Genomic DNA, 22,138 nt, shown 5'->3' with positions numbered 1-22,138 from the left:
CGTTCTTCCACTTACTGTATGGGCAATGGCCCGGGAGAGTTTAATTCTCCTGCCTGCAAAATGCCATCTTGACAGACAAACGCCCCATCCACCATACTCGCCAACGGGATTGTATCTTCTAACATACACCCTGTGGATTATGTTCCAGTTATAAGACTTATAATGGAAATGGCAAGGTGAGTTCCCGTCATTCATCCCAATTATTGGTATAAAGACCCTGTGTTCAGTACAGGTTGAGCCGACTCGTCGGCACAGAGCACCACCAGCAGGTTACTCACCATGGCCGCTTTCTTGTCGCTGTCCAGCTCCACAATATTTTCGTCTTCAATCTTTTCCAGCGCCATTTTAACCATGGTAACAGCGCCTTCCACAATCTTCTCGCGCGCCGAGATAATAGCTTCCGCCTGCTGGCGACGTAACATAACGGCAGCTATTTCGGGTGCATAAGCCAGATAATTGATACGCGCCTCCACAATTTCGATGCCTGCCATTTCAAGTCGATTATTTAACTCAATGAGCATATTTTCATTAATCTCTTCCCCTCCCGACCGTAGCGTAATTTCATGATCCGAAACCACGTTGTTGTCGTAAGCATACTGTCCGGCAACCTGCCTGAGAGCGGCATCGCTCTGGACAGCAACAAAGTTTTCGAACGCACTCATCTGCTTACTGACTACATAGGTCGCTGTTCCTGTATTTCCCGGACCCGATGCCGCCATGGTCTGAGCATCGATTTCAAACATCGCCTTATAGGTATCCTTCAACTTCCAGACCAATACAAGCCCTATCAGCACCGGATTTCCCACTTTATCGTTCACCTTGATGGGCTCCACATTCAAATTTCGGGCCCGCATGGATAATTTCTTCTTCGTCATGAACGGATTTACCCAAAAAAAACCAGTCTCGTTCAACACCCCCTTGTATTTCCCGAAAAAAACCATCACGATTGCTTCATTTGGTTCCAGTTTGGTAAATCCAATCAACAGCAGTATCCATACCATAACCATTATACAACCTGCAATGATTCCCCAGCTACCCTGAAAGAAAGAGAAAAGAATAACTCCTAAAAATAGAAATAACGCAAGAATCATCAAAAACCCGTTCGCCTTAAAACCTTTAAAACTGAATTCCTTTGTTTCCATAACAATAAATTTAAAATGATATCATTTTGATATTACAAATATACTTTATTTTTTTGAATTGCAAATTATTATTGACTTTTTTTGAATTACATACAAGCCCGGAAATAATTTCGGACAATAGCAAGCAAAGCGAAGTTTCGCGGCATGAATTCTTTTTTCTAATTTTGTTGCAAAAATTATTCATGATTCCAATTCTTCTCTGCATTACGAGTGGCATTCTAACCGGCTATCTTTTCCGAAAAAGCGGTTTCGTAAAACACACGGGCATCCTCTTAAGTCTGGTGATTATGCTGTTGCTGTTTTTTTTGGGTGTGTCTGTCGGAAACAACGAACAGATAATCGATAACTTTGCATCTATCGGACTGGAAGCATTTATCCTCACAGCAGGAGGCACACTCGGTAGTATACTCTGTGCGAAATGGGTTTTCGAGCGATTTTTTGCCGGGAGGAAGAGCCGGCCTGAAAAGAACACCCAGAAGGATTTCGTCCACCAGGAGACATGCGGAGGAGTAGCCACGAAGGAGAGCAAAACACCTCTTTAATTTCCAGCTGATGAAACTGTCTCTTACCTACCTCCTCCTTTTTGCCGCAGGCATATTGCTGGCATTTTTGGGAATGATGCCGGAAGCGTTGCTCAACAGCGACATCTCGACCTGGGTACTCTATGCCCTTCTTTTTCTGGTAGGCATGCAAATTGGCTCTGGCAAGAACATGATTGCCGCCCTGAAGCGATTTGGATGGAGAATGCTGTTGATACCTCTTGCGACCACAGCTGGCACCTTTGCCGGTGTAGCGCTAGTGAGCCTTATCATGCCGGAGAAAGGCCTGACCGAATGTTTGAGCGTGGGGGCTGGCTTTGCCTATTATTCACTTTCCAGCATCCTGATCACCGAGTTTAGAGGAGCAGAGCTGGGAACCATTGCCTTGCTGGCCAACATCACGAGGGAGTTCAGCGTGCTGCTTCTGGCCCCCTGGATGGTAAAATATTTCGGCCCCCTGGCACCAATTTCTGCCGGAGGTGCTACTACCATGGATACCACCCTGCCGGTCATTGCAAAATATTCCGGATCGGAGTTCGTGGTAATTGCCCTGTTTCATGGGATGATCATTGATTTTTCCGTACCGCTGTGGGTATCATTCTTTCTGAATTTATGATACGAAGGAAAAAAGAAAGAAATTCACTACAGTCAAACAAAAGGTGTCCTTCTTCTGTTTTTAATACACAATCAAAAAAAACATTGCATGCGCGCACTCATCAACGCTTTTATCGTCCACGTCACTCTCAATATCTTGGTCTTCCTGAAAGGATGGCACACCTTCGATGAAAAAAAGTGGGCACGCATCATCCTCTCTGCGGTTTTCGGGGTGGAGTTGCTCGTCTATTCATCCGGATTACTTTTCTATCGGATCATTCCCGACCCCATCACCCAGCTAATCCGTGTAATAGGCACCAGCTGGATGCTTTTTCTTCTTTATACCGGCGGGGTGTGGCTGGTGATTGATCTGATTTATATCATCCGGAGAAAGATCCAGCGAAGATCGTGGTACTTCAAAGATCAACCTTCAAAATACAAAATAGTCACTTTTCTGGCACCCATTTTGGCTGTATCGGGAGTGATGGTCCACGGGCATCACAAGTTTCTGCATCCGGTGGTACAACAGGTACACCTCACTGTACACAAGCAGGCGGGAGAATTGGATTCGTTGCGCATTGCCGTAGTAGGAGACCTGCATATGGGATGGATGATTAACCGGAATCACACGAGAAAATACGTGGATTTGATTCTGGAGCAGAAACCGGACTTGATTCTCTTTGTGGGTGACATCATTGACTCACATATCAATCCAATCCTGGATGAAGGGATGGACAAAGAGTTATCGCGACTGAAGGCTCCCCTGGGGGTTTTCTCCTGCACCGGCAATCACGAATACCGGTACGATGCGGAGGAGAAGATTCAGCTCCTGAACGATGCGGGGATCACCATGTTGCGCGACTCCGCCGTGTTCGTTGACAGCGCTTTTTATGTGGTGGGACGCGAAGACAAGGTCATCCTTAACCGGAAGTCCACCGCAAAGCTGCTGGCCACAGAAGGGGTAGACATGTCCAAACCGGTAATCGTACTGAATCATACGCCCGATAATCTGAGTGAAGAGGCTGATGCCGGCGCCGATATCGCCTTGTACGGACACACCCATCATGGTCAGGCATTTCCGGGCAACATCGCCACCCAAATGGTGTTTGAAGTTGCTCACGGCTACAAGAAAAAGGGAAATACACATGTTTACGTCACATCCGGCATCAGTCTTGTAGGGCCACAATACCGCATAGGCACCGTCTCGGAGATGGTGATGATAACGGTAAAATTTGAACCACAAAAAAAATGACATCCGGCGCATTACAGATAATCAACCGCCTTTTCGAGATGTACCGAATGTGATCCTTTCAACAATAGATAATGTCCTTTTACCGGATCTGTCTTTAGCGATTCAATCAATGAATCCACATTCTCAAAAAAACGATAAGACGCATTATCCGGGATCAAGTCTTTGAAATCGTTTCCAACAAGATAGACCCGGTCGAAGGTCTGGTTTTTTATGAAATCGACCATCCTTTGATGCTCCTCATCACTGATCTCCCCCAACTCCTTCATCTCGCCCAGAATCACCATCTTTGGAAGTGAGGTAGGGATTGAGACAAAAAAATCAAGCGAAGCCTTCATGCTGGTTGGATTAGCATTGTACGCATCTATGATCAGGTCGTTTCGCTCTGTACGTTTAAACTGCGACCGGTGATTCAGCGGTTCATACTCCTCCAGGGCAGCACTGATCAACTCGGCATTGATTCCGAAAAACTTGGATACTGCTACGGCGGCAATCGCATTGTCGAAGTTAAACTCACCCACCAGACTGGTCTTCACCCGGTAGGAGCGGTCGAAAAAGTTCCAGTCGAACTCCAAAAAGGGTGTTGCATTGGCAATGGTACCGGAAGCAAAAAGAGAGGGGTCATTCTTCCCATACAAGATTCTGTCCATTCCCTCCGACAGTTCGTACAAAGTCTGATTGTCTTTATTAACAAACACTTTCCCTTCGTGCCCCCTGAGAAAATCGTACAACTCACCCTTGGCTTTGATTACGTTTTCAAAAGTTCCGAATCCTTCCAGGTGCGCTTTTCCCACATTGGTTATAAGGCCATAATTGGGTTCGGCTATTTCACACAACTCCCGGATGTCGCCCGGATGATTAGCGCCCATTTCAACAACCCCTATCTCATGCGATCTATTCATCGACAGCAACGTGAGCGGCACGCCGATATGATTATTAAAGTTCCCCTGCGTATAGGCAACTTTAAACTCGCGGGAAAGGGCAATGGCAATTAACTCTTTGGTCGTTGTTTTGCCGTTTGTCCCGGTAATGCCAATAATGGGTATCTTCAGCTTGCGCCGGTGGTAGTTGGCTAGCTTCTGAAGGGTGGCAAGCACATTGTCGACGAGAATAATCCGCTCGTTGAATGGCTCGCTCTCCGGTCGTTCATCCACAACAGCGTAGGCACATCCGGCCTCCAGCGCTTTATCGGCAAACAAGTTTCCATTAAACCTTTCCCCCCTCAATGCAAAGAAGATGGAATCCTTGGAACACATGCGCGAATCGGTCGTCACAGAAGGGTATTTCCGAAAAATAGCATAAAGATCGGTTATTTCCATATTGGGTTCACTTAATAGTTGGAGTTCGGTGCCTTTACGGTGGGTCAGAGACCCAGTTTACGGGCTGTTTCAGCGGGGAGTGCTCCTTTATGCAGTACGATGCTAAGGGTCTTATAGCGAACAAAAGGATCCGAAGCGTACCAGAGACCTTTGTAAGGACCCGTTTCACCCCATGAGTTTTTCACCATATAGAACTTATTTCCCTGCTGGTCCTTTGCGATCCCATATATTTGCATGCCGTGATCGTCGGTAGTAGAATAATTATCGAACGCCGACTGACGCATTTCCTGGGTAATTTGCTTTTCAGCAAGCGCTTCGCTCCCTACCCGCATCCTGAGATTGGCATCCCGTTCACGGCTCGATAGTCCCAGCCATCGGGCCTCGTCTGATCCGGCATTTTCAGCCGCTTGTTCGTCCGGCACGATGGCAATACCCTCACGCGAGAAACCAGTTTCACTGACGTCGGAAGCCCATGCAATGGTAAAACCATTCATAATGGCGTGTTCCATCACTTCCATCAACTCATCCACAGGCAGGTTGTAGGAGAGGGCCCAGCGCCAGTTGTCAGGGACCTCAATAGCAAAAGGCTTGTAAAAGGGATGGTGCGTGAAAGAAGTCAGCGAAATATAATCATTCTGGTTTAATCCTAAAAATTCAGCAAACGAATGCGGTGTATACTGCTTTCCATCGTACATAAAAGTATCGGGAACAGCACCAAGATAGGTATCCAGCACACCGGAGAAGCCTTCGTGCCACACGGGAGAAAGGGCTCGTGCACCAATAATTCCGTCCATATAGCCTTTCAGCACCTTATCGAGTTCACCATGATCGTGATTATCTGCTCCGTAATTGAGCCCCGGATAAGCATCCTCGGGCATGATCCCGAAATCATCGATGGTCTCCATCACATCGGCAAAGGAACCGCCGGCAGTAAAATTAAGACTGCCGTGGAGACGGGCATATTTGCGGGCTTTATCTTCGTAATTTTTGCGCACAATATACATTTCGGAAAGGTTGAACTCTCCTTTTCCCATGCGAATAAGTTCGGATTCAAGCATACCTGCGGCTGAAAAACTCCAGCAAGTACCTGTGCTGGCTTGATTTTTTACCGATGTAATCGGGTTTTCCTTGATCACCGAGAATTTGTAGGCATTTTGGGAGGAGAGGGTTCCTGCAGCAAGAAAAAGTGCAAGGAACATAAAAAGTCTGTTCATACGTATTTGCAAATGATATTTGAAAACAAATATAACGCAAATTAGGGGATTAGACCGGCATTTTGCTCCACTATTTCTCTAAAAAGTCAAAAAATAGGTATCTTTGCATTCTAACATATCAAAGAAGATGGATGATCTGACCCCCAGAAAGAAAAAGAGCCGGAAGGCCTTGAGATGGCTTCTCGCCATATTGATCCTTACACTCGGAATTTTCGTCTATGTACGCTATTTCTACGTATTTGGCACGGGCGTAAAATCAGGCGAACTAAATTACCTTGTTTACAAAGGTGTTATCTTTAAAACCTACGAGGGCAAGCTGATCCAATCGGGTTTTCGAGCCGATAAACCGGGCGGATTACAATCAAACCAGTTCGATTTTTCCGTGACAGACGAGGAGATTGCCCAAAAGCTGATGGTAGCAAGTGGCAAAATGGTGCAATTGCATTACAAAGAATACTTTGCCACCATCCCCTGGCGTGGTTACACCAAATTTGTAGTGGACAGCATCGTATCTATTGAAGAAAAGAGGATGGATCATTCAACGGATGTGGAGATGACACCCTACATCCTGGAATCAATGTGAAAGTGCGGTCTCATGGCGAAAAACAAATATTATGTAGTATGGCAGGGCGTGAAGCCGGGCATTTACACGTCGTGGGAGGAATGCAAATCGCAGGTGACGGGATTCGAAAATGCACGGTTCAAGTCGTTCCCGACAAAAGAAGAGGCAGAAAAGGCATTTCGCGAAAACCCATGGAAACATCTGAATGCGAAAAAGACAAAGGCAGCGGTTGCTTCCGCATCAAGCAGTAAGATAATCAGGGAGAGCCTGGCCGTAGATGCTGCCTGCAGCGGCAATCCGGGGCTTTTGGAGTACCGCGGGGTACTGGTCGCGGACAACAGGGAGATCTTTCACATGGGGCCACTGGAAGAGGGGACGAACAACATTGGAGAGTTTCTGGCAATTGTGCATGCGCTGGCACTTTTGAAAAAACTTGGCCAGGATACCCCTGTCTATTCCGACAGCATAAATGCCATCAAATGGATTGCCAAAAAGAAATGCAACACCAAGCTGATGCAGTCGGATCGGAACAAACCTCTTTTCGAGCTGATTACCCGTGCGGAAGCGTGGCTTCAAAACAACAGCTTTCAAAACCCGATTCTTAAATGGGAAACAAAACTGTGGGGCGAAATACCCGCGGATTTTGGACGCAAATAACCGACCTGGTCAACTTCTTGTTCCACTTTTTTTCATTAAAAGAAACATTTGATTCTAAAAACAATTATCTTTGCTTTCGTAATTGCTTTCGGAGGAATGCTTTTATCTTATGAATGGAGGAGGATACTTCAATTTTACAAAAGAAGAACGTGTCGCTGGGAAGAAAAGGGTTGAACACCTCTTTACCCACGGACGTTCTATGATGGTATATCCCTTCAGGGTTGTATATTTGGAAACGACTCATCCACAAACCGTGCCAGTATCAATACTGGTGAGCATCCCTAAAAAAAGGCTTCGGTCTGCTGCACATCGAAACAGGATGAAACGGCTAACGAGGGAGGCTTACCGGTTGAACAAACATCTTTTCGATGTGGCACTGTCTGGCAAAGAAGTCCATATTGACGTCGCTTTCGTTTATGTGAAAGATGCGTTGAGCGACTTTTCCACGGTAGAGAAGAGTGTACAAAAAGCACTGAGTGCGTTAAAGGAACAGATTGGGAAAGGTAAATGGTGAAAGTGTTAAAGCATCTGCTCACATGGATACTACTTCTTCCGGTCTATTTCTACCGGGCAGCCATTTCTCCGCTCACACCGCCCAGCTGCCGGTACACACCCACCTGTTCTCAATATACGATAGAAGCATTGAAAAGGCATGGCCCATTCAGAGGTTCTTTCTTGTCAGCCAAACGCATTTTGAGCTGTAATCCCTGGGGCGGATCGGGTTACGATCCTGTTCCAGAGCCAAAGCCGAAGCGCAGAAAGAACAAACCGAAGGCAGAGGACAATTAATGTATGGAATTTTACGACGTACACACCCACCAAATTTTTCTCGAGGATAACGACGACCCTTATCACTCGTGTATCTTCGATGTATACCCCCTTGAATTTGAAGTAGCCAAAGATTCTTACCATCGGCATGCATTTTCCTGCGGCATCCACCCCTGGTATTCGGAGGACAGCGACACCCAGATGGCTTACCTGAACGAGATTGCCTCCAACATCCGTATAGTTGCCATTGGAGAAACCGGTCTCGACAAACTCAAAGGCCCTTCTTTCGATATACAGATACCCGTTTTTAAAAAACACATCGAGCTCTCCGAGAAACTGGGCAAACCGGTCATCATTCACTGTGTGAAAGCATGGGAGGAGTTGATTCAGATAAGGAAAGAAACAGACCCCACCCAACCATGGATCATACACGGTTATCGGGGGAAACCGGAATTAACAAAACGGCTTCTTCATGAGGGCTTCCTCTTTTCTATCGGCGACCAGATCAATGTAGCGTCTATGCAGTTGATTCCTATTGATGCGCTTTTTTGTGAAACCGACGAGGATGAGATGACAATCAGGGAGATTTATCTCCAGACATCACAGGCAATCAATATGGATATTGAAGAATTTGCCGCCAAAATAGCAGCAAATGTGCGCAGGGTATTTCCTTCTGTCAAAGCTCCCAAACCCTACTTCTCGAAAGAACTGGAAGAGGAGATCTGAGCAGCCGGAAGTCAAGAGGGTCCTCTGGCTATGACTAACTTAGTTATGGTTTTTGTGATTTTCCTTGAGAAAAGCCTCCAGGGCGGCCGTCATTGAAGGGAAGTCAGGTTGTGGTGCTTCGCAGTCGAGACGCAATCCGGCCTCTTCCACAGCCTTTGCCGTGGAGGTGCCGAAACAGCCGATAGCCATATCGTTTTGTTTAAAATCGGGGAAATTGGTAAACAAGGACTGGATACCCAGCGGACTAAAGAAAATGATCATGTCGTAATCAAGCTTCTCTCCCTCTTCAAAATCGTTACTCACCGTCCTGTACATCACACTCTTGGTGTAATTCAACTTCTTTTCATCGAGAAAAAGGGTTACTTCGTCGTTGTGTTCTTCGGGAACAGGAAAGAGGAACTTTTCTTTCGAATGCTTGGTGAAAGCGTTGCTTAATCCGTCGATTTTGCCGGTTTGACTGAAAAATATCTTCCTTTTCCGGTATACAATATATTTCTGCAGGTACAATGCAACAGCCTCTGACGTACAGAAATACTTCATGGTTTCGGGTATTGCCACCTTCATCTCTTCGCATATTGAAAAAAACTTATCGACGGCTGTTCTTGCAGTAAAAATGATGGCCGTGAAATCCAGAATATTTATCCGTTGTTGGCGGAATTCTTTGATAGGGACTCTATCTACTTTAATAAAAGGATAGAAATGCACCTCGACATGAAACTTTTCCGCTATATCGTAATAGGGTGATTTTTCGCTGCTAGGCTTGGGTTGAGAAATTAGAATCTTCTTTACTTTCCGGACGTTCATACAAAAATATTTCCTGCCAAACTAATAAATAATACTACCCCCTTATAGTACAATAAATAGGGGGCAATTTCAGTCCCACAAAGATACACAAAAAAATAAAAACCACCGACATTTTTTTTAACAAAAATATTTAATAGTCCGAAGACAATTGCGAGACGGCTAATAATAAAGACGAACAAAAACAGGACAAGCATAACATCCCGTAATTCGGGCATAAAAACGTACAACAGGGCGGGTAAAAACAAGAGAATCCCCATCAACTCAATCAACCTGTAATAATGGCTAATCCAACGATTTATCTCCCGGGGCATAAAAATGGCACCTATGGTCCGGTACATCAGAAGCTTTAACAACGTCATCACAGCCGGTACGAGCAGCATGCCGGCAAAAGCGAGAAGACACCCCTTCGTTGAGAGCAGGGCGAGTCCCCTATCCCATAAAAAAGTAAAAAAGAGAATGGCAATGATGAGCATGGTTTGTAGTACTAAAAAAAATTCGCCCCATGCTTCGGTCGTGGTCACCTGCCCCTTAAAACCAGCGGCCTGTCGCCTTCGCACAAGGAAAATCTGCCTGAAATTTTCGACAAAAGCCATCCCTTCCTTTCGGAATACCAGGGAGAAAATGACAAAACAAGCGACAAAAAGTAGAAAAAAAATGCTGTTCACCCAAAGAGAGAATGGCATTGCCATGCCTGCATTTCCAGGAGCGAAAAATTCCAGCTTTGCAAGGGTATCCGAATCTACAGAAAACAAAATATGCTGTGAATCGGTAGGAAGAAATTCATACCGGCCAAAATTCATATCCAATGAATCAGCCTGAAGCGGCAACTCCTCCGCTTTGAGGTAAAACGGAGTCTCCCGCAGGGTATCGGGAATAAACTGGGGCACTTATATCGTGTATTTTATCTTTGAACAGCAAATTTACAACTCTTTTTCCGTACATTCCAATCCTCCCGAAGCTTTCCAGTGGGGAAAACCCAGAAGAAGACCGACAGCCTCCTCAGGAGTAGATGCTACCTGCCACATATCACCATTCGCCCTGTTCAGGAATTTTGCCTCCATCATTTTGTCGAAAAAAGAGAGCAACGGCTGGTAATAATCGTTTGTATTAAGGATGATGACAGGATTGTCATAAAGTCCCAACTGCTTCCAGGTAATAATCTCGGCAAGCTCCTCCAAAGTCCCTACTCCGCCGGGGAGAGCGATTACTGCATCGGCAGATTCAGCCATACTTTCCTTCCGTTCGTGAATAGTTTGGGTAATGATTGTTTCGTTCAATTGGTCGTGACACCACCCGGCATCAACCATAAATTGGGGAATAATTCCTTTTACCGCTCCTCCGTGCCGAAGAACGGAATCGTTTAGCGCACCCATCAGGCCCTCTTTCCCGGCACCATTGATGCAGAGAATACCATTGGCAGCGAGGAGCTCACCCAGACGTTCGGCCGCATCGAAATAGCACGCATCAATCAGCGAACTGGATGCACAGTAGACGACCACTGATCGTTGTGTCTGTTTCATTATTTTCTTACAGGCCAAATTCTTTTTTAATTTTTTCTACATAATCCAGTTTTTCCCAGGTAAACAGCTCCACCTCCATTACCACCTGTTCCGGCATATAGCGTGAGCTGAACACCTTCTTCACCTTGCGCGGCTCACGGCCCATGTGACCATACGAAGCTGTTTCAAAATAGATCGGATTACGCAGTTTCAAACGCTGTTCAATGGCTTTGGGCCGCAAATCGAACAACAGGCGGATCTTTTCGGCAATGTCGGCATCCGTCATCTTCACATTGCTTTTGCCGTAGGTATTTACATAAATACTCATCGGCTCGGCAATGCCGATGGCATACGACACCTGGATCAACATCTCGGAGGCAACTCCGGCCGCCACCATGTTCTTGGCGATGTGTCGTGCTGCGTAGGCTGCTGAGCGATCCACTTTCGACGGATCTTTTCCCGAAAAGGCACCTCCACCGTGCGCCGCTTTCCCGCCATAGGTATCCACAATAATCTTGCGTCCGGTTAGTCCCGTATCGCCGTGAGGGCCACCAATGACAAATTTGCCCGTGGGGTTCACGTGGTATTTGATATCTCCCTCAAAAAGCTTATGCACATCTTTTCTATGCTTATACTGCGCCTGCACACGTGGAATAAGGATAGTGCGCACATCTGTTTCTATACGCGAGCGCATCCTCTCATCTGCCTCAAGGGTGGCCTCTCTTGTGTTTTGTCGCGGCTTCTCAAACTCGTCGTGCTGGGTCGAAATCACGATGGTATCGATGCGCAGGGGTGTGCCATCCTGTGCATACTCAACGGTAACCTGCGATTTTGCATCGGGACGGAGATAGGGCATCAGCTCTGGTTCGTTTTTGCGGATATTTGCCAGCTCCAGCAACAAGGCATGGCTCAGATCGAGCGATAGCGGCATGAAGTTGTCGGTCTCGCTGGTCGCATACCCGAACATCATTCCCTGGTCGCCTGCTCCCTGCTCCATAGGATCGGCTTTCTGATCCACCCCTCGGTTTATATCGTCCGATTGTTCGTGAATACTGGAAAAAACACCGCAAGACTGCGCTTCAAAACGATATTCACTTTTAGTGTAACCTATTTTGGCAATCACATCGCGGGCCACTTCGGCCACGTCGACATATGCGTTGGATTTCACTTCACCGGCAAGAACCACCTGCCCGGTGGTTACCAGTGTCTCACAAGCCACCTTGGAATTACGGTCGTATGCCAGGAACTCGTCGAGCAACGCATCGGAAATCTGATCAGCCACTTTATCAGGATGTCCTTCCGACACGGATTCGGAGGTAAATAGATAATTCATCTTTTGCAAAAATTTAGCAGTTTTCAGGAAAACAGACACAAACGGCTGTGAGACGAATGTGTGTCACCAAACGAAAACAAGTGTTGATGTATGTTTTTATTCAACCTACGCGTGAATGCAACGGCCCAAAGAAAGGAAATGCAGTAAATCTTTTTAGCATTTTTTTCTGTGGTTGCAAGCAGTTCAAATCTTTCCACATAGTTTGAATTGACTGCAAAGGTAGCAAGAATAACAAAGGAGCAATGTTAAAGAAGAGTTAAATCACACAACAACTGTTATCAATTCGTTTCTACCAAACGTTGTTTTCACGCAACCAGGCTTCCAGATTCATACCGCCTGTGTAGTGAACGGTCTGGAAACCCAACTCCCGGGCCGCCTCAATATTTGCCAGATTGTCATCAATAAAGAGCGATTCTGCGGCACGGAGAGCATATCGGTCCAGCAGAACTTCGTACAACCTCCTGTCGGGTTTCACCATTTTCTCTTCCCCTGAAACAACCATACCATCCAGATCTTGAAAAAAGTCAAATTTGTCCATGGCCAGTGGAAGCGTTTCTGCCGACCAGTTGGTGAGCCCATACACCCGATATTTCTCCTTCAGCGGTTTAATCAGTTTCCTATTTTCTTCATAAGCACTTCCAAGCATCTCTATCCAGCGCCCGTAATACATGGATATCTCCTCGGCGTATTCCGGGTGTTTTTCCTGCAAAATGCGGGTACCTTCTGCCAACGAACGGCCTTCATCCTGCAACAGGTTCCAATCGTAACGACAAACATGCTCCAGGAAATAGTTCATTTCTCCGTCTGTTTCAAAGACTTTCCGATAAAGATAAACGGGATTCCAGTCGATGAGCACTCCTCCGAAATCAAAAATTATATTTTTTAGTAACGTCATACAATGAAAACATTTTTAAATGATGCCTTTGTTTACTCCACATTCACAACTACCGGCTCCGGGATATCGGCGGAATCTCTCCTCAGAATCACATCATTCTTTGTCCGAAAAAGGGGATTTTCACCCTGTTCATTCCGGGTATGCGTGGAATGGTTCTTTTTTAGCGGAGGATTCTTCAGAGGGTCGGTTTGAACAAGGACAACTGATCTGTCTGATTTTTCGGAAGGCCTCCCCTTCCGTTGGGCTGCTATGGGCGAGACAACAGTCTCTCCCTTTTCAAGAGAAACATTCACCGTCGTTCTTTTTCGCTGCCCCGGTGAAGAGTCATCTTCTTCAAGCACCCTGCCGCCTCGAAGATAACGGGATGCATAATACTCTTCTTCAGACGACGACACAATGACCCCATAGTTCGTAGAGGCGTGTATAAATCTGAAAGTTCCGTCGCGACGGGCTTCGGTAACAATTCCCACGTGCCCTACTCTGCCATTTTTTCTACTACCTTCAAAAAAAACCAAATCTCCTTTTTTCAAATCTTTTCGGTGGACAGTAGGAAATTGACGTTCTTGTCCACCTGAGCTTGGATTCAACGTATATCCAAATTCCTTGAAAACAAAAGAGGTGAATCCTGAGCAGTCGAATGAATTAGGCCCCCTACCGGCATAACGGTAAGGTTTTCCCAGGAATTTCCTACCGTATTCAACAACGTTGTTTTGCATGGACACCGAAGAGGTTCTGTGACTTGAGACAGTACTCCTACCGGCTCCACAAGAAGCCAGCAATATGGTTGTAAAAAGAATGGCTGCTATTTTTTTATACACATTCGTAGCATTAATTCCACAAGTAGGACTACAAAATCGTCTCATGATGCAGTCGGATCTTTTAAACGAACAAAAGTAAGCAAAAGCGCAATACGAAGCTTCTCTTTTAACAATAAATAGACTTCTTTGAAAGTTCTTCCTACCTGCATTAACCGAGAGCTGAATAGAAAAATCCGAGTCAACTACTTTATAAAACATTGACATGGTAATTCCACATCTTTTGCGTATTTTTGCACCCTGAAAACAAAATGAGCAAAAGATGATTACTGCAGACCAACTGAAAAATGTGTTGGAGCGCGAGCAAGCGCTGAGGGGGTATCTTTGACGTCGATACAAGGATAATCCAACTGGAAGAAGAAGAACTCCGCACCCAGTCACCCGACTTCTGGAACGATGCCAAGGCAGCAGAAAGCCAGATGCAAGTCGTGCGTGAGCTGAAGTTCTGGATCAACGCATACAACGAAGTGAAGGCAGCGGCTGATGAGCTGCAGCTGGCCTTCGACTTCCTGAAGGAAGGAATCGTTTCGGAGGAAGAGGTAGATCTCAATTATGCAGAAGCCATCAGGCTGATTGAAGATCTGGAACTAAAAAACATGCTTCGACGCGAAGAAGATAAGCTGGGAGCGGTCCTGAAAGTAAACGCGGGCGCGGGCGGGACGGAAAGTCAGGACTGGGCATCCATGCTCTTTCGCATGTACCAGCGGTGGTGTGAAAGCAAAAAATACAAAACCACGGTAACCAACTGGCAGGATGGCGACGATGCCGGCATTAAAACTGCCACGTTACAGGTTGAAGGTGACCTGGCATATGGGTTTCTAAAAAGCGAGAATGGGGTTCACCGACTTGTGCGCGTTTCGCCTTACAATGCCCAGGGTAAAAGAATGACCTCCTTCGCGTCAGTCTTTGTGGTACCGTTGGTGGACGACACCATCGAAGTCGATGTTAACCCGGCCAACCTGAGCTGGGACACCTTCCGCTCATCGGGGGCCGGAGGGCAAAATGTGAACAAGGTTGAAACAGGTGTACGGCTGCACTACCTTTACAAAGATCCGGATTCGGGCGAGGAACAGGAAATTGTGATCGAAAACACGGAGAGCCGATCCCAAATGGGGAATCGGGAGAATGCACTGCGGTTGCTCAAATCGCAACTCTATGAGATCGAGTTGGAGAAACGCCGTGCAGCACAAGCTGCAATTGAAGCAGGCAAAAAGAAAATTGAGTGGGGCTCTCAGATACGCAGCTATGTGTTTGACGACCGTCGCGTGAAAGATCATCGCACAAACTACCAGACATCCGACGTCACCGGCGTAATGGATGGTGATCTGGATGAATTCATCAAAGCCTATTTGATGGAATACGGAGGAGCTGACTAACATTGCCCGAAGGGTGTGTCTGGGATTTGCTTTCGACTGACAGTCCAAACAGGGCAAAATCATACTTGACAGGATCGTCTGCATCCATTGTGCGGAGATTACGGGTCAACTCAAGCGCCGCCTTCCAGTCTGTCTGTTTGCGAGTGATCAATCCGAGCTGCCTGGCCGTCCTGTCCACATGCAGATCGATGGGACAGATAAGTGCTTGTTGCGGAATCTGTTTCCATAAGCCAAAATCCACTCCTTTCCCATCCCTTCTTACCATCCAGCGCAAAAACATGTTCAACCGTTTGCAGGCAGAGTTGCGTATCGGGGTCGCCACATGTTTACGCGTACGCCTAGGCGCGTTGGGGTGATCGAAGAAGTACTGCTCAAAATGAATGAGCGAATCTTCCACGTTTGTAAATACGCCATCACAAAGAAAGGCACTCTCCAGACTTTCATGCTGTTGATAATGGCGGCGTAAGAAGTCAATAAAATAAAGCAGGTCTTCGTCGTTAAAAGTACGGTGCCTGAAACCAAGCAGTTGCTTCAACTCATTCTCGTCGTGCTCCATCACAAAGCGGAATGGCTCATTTCCCAACCTGTCCGCCAAATCACGACATTTGGAGATAATTGTTTTTCGTTGCCCCCATGCCAGGGTAGCGGCGAAAAAGCCCATAATTTCCCGGTCCTGTTTACCGGAAAAAAGATGAGGAATGGATACGGGGTCCTCCTTAATAAAGAGGGTGCTGTTATATTGATCAGCTTTTGCGTCGAGAAAGCTTTTTAAATTATGCATATTCAGCCGAATTATCTCTACAAAAGTAGGCCTATTTCCTGAAAAAACGTACATTTGCAGTTGGAACCGAATTTATCACTTACACATGACAAGCCAGCCCAAAAGAATCAACATTCTCCTGAAGTGGACGCTCCTTTTAGTATTCAGCCTCATTTTCAGCCACATTTCCGGCCAGATAAGCCACGGGGGCAAGCCTCTGCCTCTGCAAGCTGGAGCAGTTGCTAGGGCTGTTACTCCGTCAGCCGATTTTTTCGTGGAGATGCCCTCTTTCGACAAAGAAGCTGCCCTGTGGCGTTCCCAGCAGGAGCAATCACACTTTAAAAGCCTTGAGTTTGCCCACAAATTCTTTGTGCACCTCCGTCCGGATAATTCGGGGATCACCTTTACATCAGGCGCCATGAGAGTATGGCGCGTGGGCATCCGTTCAAAAGGAGCCTATTCGTTAAATATCCTTTTTACAAAATTCCGGTTGCCCGAAAATGCAAAGCTGTTTGTCTACAACTCCAACCAGTCAGAGACACTGGGTTCCTTTACCCACGAAAACAACACTGAGTTAAATCTTCTTCCCCTTCAGCCCATTGGTGGTGAAGAGCTGATTGTAGAATATCAGGAACCGTTGAACGCCTCCTTCCATGGTGAGATTGAAATCGGAGAGGTGAATCACGACTATGTAGGCATCTTCCGAGCAGCGGAACTTCGGGATCCTGTCAATGCGTGTCATCCCAACCTGATTTGTTACCCGGAAAATATCCAGCCAGGAAGTGGCGTGGTGGCGCTGATCATCAACGGAACCACCTATTGCACCGGGTCCCTTATCAACAACACGGCCAATGATGGAACCCCTTATCTCATTACAGCGACACACTGCCTGAACAACGATTACAATGCCACTTTCCTGGCAAATAGAAAGTACGACCTGGTGGCAGGCCGCATCGTCACCTTCTTCAATTACAACTCACCAGTCTGTAGCACAGACATCCGCGGGCCATTACAGATGACCATGGCTTCCGCTGATTCGGTGCTGATCAGCGAACGTCACGACATATCGCTGCTAAAATTAAAACAGACTCCTCCCAAAGAGTATCAGCCCTATTATTTGGGATGGAATGCAGAATCGTCCCCTACTGGCCCTTTTCATGGGTTGCACCATCCTAATGGTGGCATCAAGAAAGTGGCCATAGAAGAAGGATCATTGGGCATCGGCTCATTCGACGACCCTAAATACAACCTGGAGCCCAATGCCTTCTGGGTGGTGAGAGATTGGGAAACAGCCTCCACAGAAGGTGGGTCGTCGGGCTCCCCCCTTCTCGACAGGGAAAAACGAATTGTGGGAACACTCACGGGAGGCGTGTCGGAATGTTCATCACCACGCGGACCCGACTTATACTCTTCGTTACAAAAATTTTGGCAGGTGGCGGGCTCACTCGGAAATCCCAATCCGATCAGTGATTATCTTGATCCGCAAGGCTCACAAGCTACGCAAACGGATGGTTTAAATCCATACTCTTCGGACCTTTTCACAAAAAACCACAATTTCAAAACGGACGAAACGCCTGTTGAGACCTACTTCCAATCGGTAGCCATGTTTGCCACAAACAACACATTTGGCTACACCGAGTTTGCGGAAGAGTTTCATGCCAAAACCTATACGCAATTGCAGGGCGTATTCGTCTCTTCTCCCTCCACCAGCAATATATTGAACATGAATATTCGGATCAAAGTCTACTCAGGGGAGAACGGGCCGGAACAACTTCTTTACGAGCAGCCCTACGATTACAGTTACCGGTATTACAGTAATGGAAGCTTCCCCCTGGCTCAACGAGACATGAGATATAACCTCGAGAATTATATCGAGTTTTCTCATCCTGTCCCGGTATCGGGATCGTTCTATATATCGTATTCCGAAGCAAACGGAGTGCCTGCCGGCTTCTCCGTCTTCAATACGTCCCCCCGAAAATTAGGCTCTGGAGTCATCTCCACGGCATGGATGAAGAACGCAACCGGATGGGTAAGATCTTCGGAGAATATGGAAAATCCCATCAACACCTCTTTGCTGATCGCTCCCTACGTGATTGGGGGCGGTTCCATCGTGGTAGAACCAGAGCTGAAAGAACCCGAAATAAAAGTATATTACTCACACGAAGTAAAACGAATTCTTATTGAATCGAACCGCGATCTGCTTCAATGGGAAATATTTTATGTCTCAGGACAGAAAATTCATCAGGAAAGTACAGACAAGAGCATAAACAGGGTCTCCTATTCAGCAGCCCATCTGCCTGGGGGAGTCTATGTTGTAAAGGTAAGGACCATTGAAGGAACGGTCAGTGCAAAAAAAGTGCTGGTTATGTAGTGTTTACTCTTTTTCAGTTCTGTCTTCAATTTTTTCCGTCACTTGACGTTCTTCTGTTTTTTCGATTTGCTCTTTCAGGTAAGAAGATATAATGCTGCCTCCGCCACCCCTTGTTTCGGCACGGCTGTATTCAATTTCTTCCTCGTCGGGGGGAGTAGCCGTAGGCACCGTCACCTCTCTCACGCCAACAATCAGTTGGTCTCCGATACCGATGCGGGTAGAGTTCAATTTGTTCCACCTCTGAAGCTGTGAAACCAGCACTCCGTTTTTCCGGGCAATCTCTCCCAGTGTATCGCCCTTTTTCACCCTGTAGTACTGGTTCATTGTTCCCGCACCGCCCGAAGCTTCACCATCTGACACCCGTGCCACCTGTTCCTTGCTTTCCGCGATGGGAGGGTCTGCTTTCCGATGTCCCACAATTAAACGTAACCCAATGCCAATACGGTTCGAGCGCAGCCCGTTCCACGACTTCAACTGGTTAAGCGTAATGCCATTTCTGCGGGCAATGGCGGAGAGGTTATCCCCCTTTTTCACCCGATAATAAACGTTCGTGCTATTTCCGGACAAAGATGTCTCATATCCCTCCAGGTAACCATCGGTATTGCTTCGGTGAGTAAGATACTGGTGTCGTTGAAAATTGGAGATTTCGTCACCTTTATCAATGAAAGCATACATCTTTTCAAAAGGAAGAACCAGAGAGTATGCCTTGAAGTCGCCCGGGATCACATCTTTCTTGAATTGAGGGTTCAGTCGCCTCAAGTCACTCACGGGAATATCCAACACACCGGCAACCTGCTCCAGATGAATGCGTTCATTCACCTGCACCGTATCCAGGGCTACAGCAGGACTATATGGGTGAGCAGGGCAGATATTGTGATCAGCATAATGACTCATGATGTAGTTGGCGGCAATGAAAGCGGGTACATACCCTCTTGTTTCGCGCGGTAGCCGATCATAAATTTGCCAGTAATCGCGCTTTCCCCCACTTCGGGCAATCGCCTTGTTCACATTGCCCGGCCCGCAGTTATAGGCAGCAATAACCAGGTTCCAATCACCATAAATTGCATACAAATCTTTGAGATACCGGGCCGCAGCCTCCGTCGACTTGTAGGGATCACGCCGCTCATCTACGAGGCTATTCACTTCCAGGCCGTATCCTTTGCCGGTACGCAGCATAAACTGCCACAATCCCGTTGCACCAGCACGGGACACAGCCACAGGATTCAATGCTGATTCAATTACCGGCAAGTATTTCAATTCAAGCGGCAGGCCATGTTTATCCAATGCCTGCTCAAACATGGGGAAGTAATATTCTCCCAGTGCAAGCATGTAGCTCACCTGGTCTCTTTTCCTGTCGGCATACATCTCGATGTATTTTTTCACCACCCCGTTGAAGGACAACTCCATCTCCGATGGCATACTATGGAGCCTGCGGGTATATACCGAGTCATGAAAATGTATATTTTGTCCTCTTCTGCACTCTATTTCGGCATCCTGAAGATCGAGCTGCCACGCCTTTAGCAAGTCGCTCAGTTGCTCCGTCATGCTCTCGGGATAGACGATCGCGTTGTCGCTGATGGAGTCTCCCGCGGAAACAGGATTGTTCTGAGCCGGCGAGGGTGCGCACAACAATATCCCTGTCACTGTGAGTAAAAAAATATTTCTCATGAGATAATGATTTAAAAACTAAAACTCCATTGAACTCCATACGCGGAGTTACCTTTCATTGCCGGCCGATCTTCTCTCAAAATGGCAGGCTCCACACGCATTGACAAGTCGGGACTCATATCGAAGTCGAACAATTGCGCATCTACATAGGCATCCACGATAGCCACCAGATACAAAGCTACGGTGCCAATGATACTCAAGTCCCTGTAATACCGGTAATAATCTTTTCGCTGCTGCAAAACCCCTGTAAACCACTGAGTATCTACACTTTCAGGATCCTGTCTGTAGGAATAGGGCAGCATATCGTGCCAGCGGTTTGAATTCGGGTCGTCGTCCATAATATCCTGATAAGCCCCTAGATAGTCGCGGTAATACCCGTTGTTCCACGATATGGCATAGGTAAAACCCACAAATCCGCCGTACAGGACAGGCAGCTTCCAGTACTTCCGGTTGTATATCTGTCCCAGTCCCGGAAAGATCGCAGAATAAATGACTGCTTTCCGGGGAGATGGCTTGAACAGATATGCCGGTGCAAATAAATTATCGGAGGAGGTAGCAGCAATCACACTGTCTACCTTGTTGCGTACAGGATCAACGGCAACGGGCGCTGCAATATTGCTGTCGGCCTTCACAATCAATGAATCTTTTTCCGGAGACCTCAGCGAATCAGTCGCAATGTGAGCAGCCGAATCCCGTGGTTGTTGCCGTAAAGGGGCCTGTGCCTGAACTTTGGGCGCACAACATGCTAAGAATATCCAAACGAGAATTCCGGCAAACTTCATCTTTGGGTACTGTTATTTCATTTTATCGAACATCACCATGATCCGTTCCAGATCCTCCGGTGAGTCGAACGGGATGGTTATTTTTCCGTTACCGCGTTTGTTGTAACTGAACTGTACATCCGTTTTGAAATATGCGGAAAGATGTTGTTTCAGCACATCAAAATCGTCCGGCAACATATCCTTACTGGTTTTCTTTTTCGGTTTGGTTTTATTACCGGAAGCAGAAGACGAATCTATCAGCGGTTTGCCGTCAGCGAAATCGCGAACAATCGCTTCCACTTTCCGAACCGAAAGCCCCTCTTCAAGAATGAGGTTATAAACCAACAATTGCGACACCGGATCGTTCATGGTTACAAGTGCACGGGCATGTCCCATGTCAATTTTTTTGTCTTTCACCCCCATTTGCACCTCAGCAGGGAGCTTTAACAGGCGAAGGTAGTTGGCAATGGTCGCACGCTTCTTTCCCACCCTTTCGCTCAGCTGCTCCTGTGTAAGGGAGAGGCTGTCTATCAACGACTGGTAAGCCAGCGCTATTTCTATGGAGTTGAGGTCCTCGCGTTGAATATTCTCTATCAGCGCCATCTCCATGGTCTCGTCATCATCGGCTGTCTTAATGTAGGCAGGAATGGAGGTAAGTCCGGCCATTTGTGACGCTCGGTAACGCCGTTCACCGGCAATGATCTGATAGGAGTCTTCGTCTAATTTTCGCAGTGTGACAGGTTGAATCAAACCGATGGATTTGATGGAGGCAGCCAGCTCCTGTAGTGCCTCTTCATTCATGACACGTCGAGGCTGATCGGGGTTTGGGTTAATCCTGGTAAGTTCCACTTCGCTGATGGAGGAGGAACCCTGCGTTTCGCCGTCATTAAAAGTAATCAATGCGTCCAATCCTCTTCCCAATGCATTCTTTCTAGCCATATTCAATCCGGTAAAAGGACAAAGTTAGGAATTTTTTTCGATTAGTTCCTGCGCAAGTTGTATGTGGTTCACAGCTCCCCTCGAACCAGCATCGTACATCAACGCAGGTTTTGCGTGGCTCTGCGATTCACTGAGCGTAATATTGCG

At 46.9% G+C, this 22,138-nt stretch carries 23 protein-coding genes and 1 pseudogene; 10 read left to right on the top strand and 14 right to left on the bottom strand.

Annotated features, from left to right (window positions below; genetic code table 11):
• Window positions 1-200: 200 nt before the first annotated feature.
• On the bottom strand, window positions 201-1,142 hold the full coding sequence (locus tag B3Z75_RS03755; RefSeq protein WP_294067907.1) for an SPFH domain-containing protein: 942 nt from the start codon (window positions 1,140-1,142) through the stop codon (window positions 201-203).
• Between the two features lie 182 nt (window positions 1,143-1,324).
• Between B3Z75_RS03755 and B3Z75_RS03750 the strand changes: the two genes are divergently transcribed.
• The 3 genes from B3Z75_RS03750 to B3Z75_RS03740 all read left to right on the top strand — a co-directional run bounded on the left by B3Z75_RS03750 (window position 1,325) and on the right by B3Z75_RS03740 (window position 3,527).
• On the top strand, window positions 1,325-1,684 hold the full coding sequence (locus tag B3Z75_RS03750) for a LysO family transporter (RefSeq protein ID WP_294067905.1): 360 nt from the start codon (window positions 1,325-1,327) through the stop codon (window positions 1,682-1,684).
• Between the two features lie 10 nt (window positions 1,685-1,694).
• Window positions 1,695-2,297 carry a lysine exporter LysO family protein gene (locus B3Z75_RS03745; RefSeq protein ID WP_294067903.1) on the top strand — a complete coding sequence of 201 codons (603 nt, stop codon included), beginning with the start codon at window positions 1,695-1,697 and terminating at the stop codon, window positions 2,295-2,297.
• Between the two features lie 87 nt (window positions 2,298-2,384).
• Window positions 2,385-3,527 (top strand): metallophosphoesterase, encoded by a 1,143-nt coding sequence (locus B3Z75_RS03740; RefSeq protein WP_294067901.1) that lies wholly within the window; start codon window positions 2,385-2,387, stop codon window positions 3,525-3,527.
• An 11-nt stretch (window positions 3,528-3,538) separates the two neighbouring features.
• On the opposite strand, the gene B3Z75_RS03735 is transcribed toward B3Z75_RS03740, so the two are convergent.
• Both B3Z75_RS03735 and B3Z75_RS03730 read right to left on the bottom strand, forming a co-directional pair.
• The gene (locus tag B3Z75_RS03735; RefSeq protein ID WP_294067899.1) at window positions 3,539-4,843 is read right to left on the bottom strand and encodes a UDP-N-acetylmuramoyl-tripeptide--D-alanyl-D-alanine ligase; all 1,305 of its coding nucleotides are present in this window, start codon (window positions 4,841-4,843) and stop codon (window positions 3,539-3,541) included.
• Window positions 4,844-4,887: 44 nt separating this feature from the next.
• Window positions 4,888-6,057 (bottom strand): aminopeptidase C, encoded by a 1,170-nt coding sequence (locus tag B3Z75_RS03730; RefSeq protein WP_294067897.1) that lies wholly within the window; start codon window positions 6,055-6,057, stop codon window positions 4,888-4,890.
• Window positions 6,058-6,160: 103 nt separating this feature from the next.
• Here B3Z75_RS03730 and B3Z75_RS03725 point away from each other — a divergent pair, with 103 nt between their 5' ends.
• The 5 genes from B3Z75_RS03725 to B3Z75_RS03705 all read left to right on the top strand — a co-directional run bounded on the left by B3Z75_RS03725 (window position 6,161) and on the right by B3Z75_RS03705 (window position 8,770).
• Window positions 6,161-6,640 (top strand): hypothetical protein, encoded by a 480-nt coding sequence (locus tag B3Z75_RS03725; protein ID WP_294067895.1) that lies wholly within the window; start codon window positions 6,161-6,163, stop codon window positions 6,638-6,640.
• Between the two features lie 12 nt (window positions 6,641-6,652).
• Complete coding sequence (locus B3Z75_RS03720) at window positions 6,653-7,276, top strand: ribonuclease H family protein (RefSeq protein WP_294067893.1); 624 nt, start codon at window positions 6,653-6,655, stop codon at window positions 7,274-7,276.
• 109 nt (window positions 7,277-7,385) lie between these two features.
• Window positions 7,386-7,790: a ribonuclease P protein component gene (locus tag B3Z75_RS03715; RefSeq protein WP_294067891.1), complete on the top strand. Its 405-nt coding sequence runs from the start codon at window positions 7,386-7,388 to the stop codon at window positions 7,788-7,790.
• Window positions 7,784-8,065, top strand: a complete 282-nt coding sequence (gene yidD / locus B3Z75_RS03710; protein ID WP_294067889.1) for a membrane protein insertion efficiency factor YidD — start codon at window positions 7,784-7,786, stop codon at window positions 8,063-8,065. The genes B3Z75_RS03715 and yidD overlap by 7 nt, the downstream gene beginning before the upstream one ends.
• Window positions 8,066-8,068: 3 nt before the next feature.
• Window positions 8,069-8,770, top strand: a complete 702-nt coding sequence (locus tag B3Z75_RS03705; protein WP_294067886.1) for a TatD family hydrolase — start codon at window positions 8,069-8,071, stop codon at window positions 8,768-8,770.
• Window positions 8,771-8,809: 39 nt separating this feature from the next.
• Here the strand turns inward: B3Z75_RS03705 and B3Z75_RS03700 are convergent, their stop codons facing one another.
• The 6 genes from B3Z75_RS03700 to B3Z75_RS03675 all read right to left on the bottom strand — a co-directional run bounded on the left by B3Z75_RS03700 (window position 8,810) and on the right by B3Z75_RS03675 (window position 14,164).
• Window positions 8,810-9,574 carry a uroporphyrinogen-III synthase gene (locus tag B3Z75_RS03700; protein ID WP_294067884.1) on the bottom strand — a complete coding sequence of 255 codons (765 nt, stop codon included), beginning with the start codon at window positions 9,572-9,574 and terminating at the stop codon, window positions 8,810-8,812.
• Window positions 9,571-10,461 (bottom strand): DUF4271 domain-containing protein, encoded by an 891-nt coding sequence (locus B3Z75_RS03695; RefSeq protein ID WP_294067883.1) that lies wholly within the window; start codon window positions 10,459-10,461, stop codon window positions 9,571-9,573. Before B3Z75_RS03695 ends, B3Z75_RS03700 begins: the two co-directional genes overlap by 4 nt.
• A gap of 33 nt (window positions 10,462-10,494) precedes the next feature.
• A complete protein-coding gene (locus B3Z75_RS03690) occupies window positions 10,495-11,094 on the bottom strand; it encodes a TIGR00730 family Rossman fold protein (protein WP_294067881.1) in 600 nt (199 codons plus the stop codon).
• Window positions 11,095-11,101: 7 nt separating this feature from the next.
• Window positions 11,102-12,406, bottom strand: a complete 1,305-nt coding sequence (metK, locus tag B3Z75_RS03685; protein ID WP_294067879.1) for a methionine adenosyltransferase — start codon at window positions 12,404-12,406, stop codon at window positions 11,102-11,104.
• Between the two features lie 289 nt (window positions 12,407-12,695).
• Window positions 12,696-13,301: an HAD family hydrolase gene (locus tag B3Z75_RS03680; protein ID WP_294067877.1), complete on the bottom strand. Its 606-nt coding sequence runs from the start codon at window positions 13,299-13,301 to the stop codon at window positions 12,696-12,698.
• Between the two features lie 32 nt (window positions 13,302-13,333).
• Complete coding sequence (locus tag B3Z75_RS03675; RefSeq protein ID WP_294067875.1) at window positions 13,334-14,164, bottom strand: C40 family peptidase; 831 nt, start codon at window positions 14,162-14,164, stop codon at window positions 13,334-13,336.
• A gap of 214 nt (window positions 14,165-14,378) precedes the next feature.
• Here B3Z75_RS03675 and prfB point away from each other — a divergent pair.
• Window positions 14,379-15,492, top strand: a protein-coding gene (prfB, locus tag B3Z75_RS03670) for a peptide chain release factor 2 (protein ID WP_294067873.1) whose coding sequence is annotated in 2 segments (ribosomal slippage) — window positions 14,379-14,441 and window positions 14,443-15,492 — 1,113 coding nt in all. Because the reading frame shifts where the segments join, the coding sequence is not laid out codon by codon here.
• Here the strand turns inward: prfB and B3Z75_RS03665 are convergent.
• Window positions 15,455-16,273, bottom strand: a complete 819-nt coding sequence (locus B3Z75_RS03665; RefSeq protein ID WP_294067871.1) for a TIGR02757 family protein — start codon at window positions 16,271-16,273, stop codon at window positions 15,455-15,457. The two genes, prfB and B3Z75_RS03665, sit on opposite strands and share 38 nt — an antisense overlap.
• 85 nt (window positions 16,274-16,358) lie before the next feature.
• Between B3Z75_RS03665 and B3Z75_RS03660 the strand changes: the two genes are divergently transcribed.
• On the top strand, window positions 16,359-18,623 hold the full coding sequence (locus B3Z75_RS03660; protein ID WP_294067869.1) for a trypsin-like serine peptidase: 2,265 nt from the start codon (window positions 16,359-16,361) through the stop codon (window positions 18,621-18,623).
• A gap of 3 nt (window positions 18,624-18,626) precedes the next feature.
• Here B3Z75_RS03660 and B3Z75_RS03655 read toward each other — a convergent pair whose 3' ends face one another.
• From B3Z75_RS03655 to B3Z75_RS03640, 4 genes and pseudogenes are all read right to left on the bottom strand, one after another.
• Window positions 18,627-20,291, bottom strand: a complete 1,665-nt coding sequence (locus tag B3Z75_RS03655) for a lytic transglycosylase domain-containing protein (protein ID WP_294067867.1) — start codon at window positions 20,289-20,291, stop codon at window positions 18,627-18,629.
• 11 nt (window positions 20,292-20,302) lie between these two features.
• On the bottom strand, window positions 20,303-20,923 hold the full coding sequence (locus tag B3Z75_RS03650; RefSeq protein ID WP_294067865.1) for a DUF5683 domain-containing protein: 621 nt from the start codon (window positions 20,921-20,923) through the stop codon (window positions 20,303-20,305).
• A 162-nt stretch (window positions 20,924-21,085) separates the two neighbouring features.
• A complete protein-coding gene (locus B3Z75_RS03645; RefSeq protein ID WP_294067863.1) occupies window positions 21,086-21,991 on the bottom strand; it encodes a ParB/RepB/Spo0J family partition protein in 906 nt (301 codons plus the stop codon).
• A gap of 24 nt (window positions 21,992-22,015) precedes the next feature.
• Window positions 22,016-22,138: pseudogene (locus B3Z75_RS03640) on the bottom strand (chromosome partitioning protein ParA); the annotation flags it as partial.

The organism is Proteiniphilum sp. UBA1028 (assembly GCF_002316955.1).
Lineage (GTDB): Bacteria > Bacteroidota > Bacteroidia > Bacteroidales > Dysgonomonadaceae > Proteiniphilum.
This window is presented reverse-complemented; position numbering and strand designations above follow the sequence as displayed.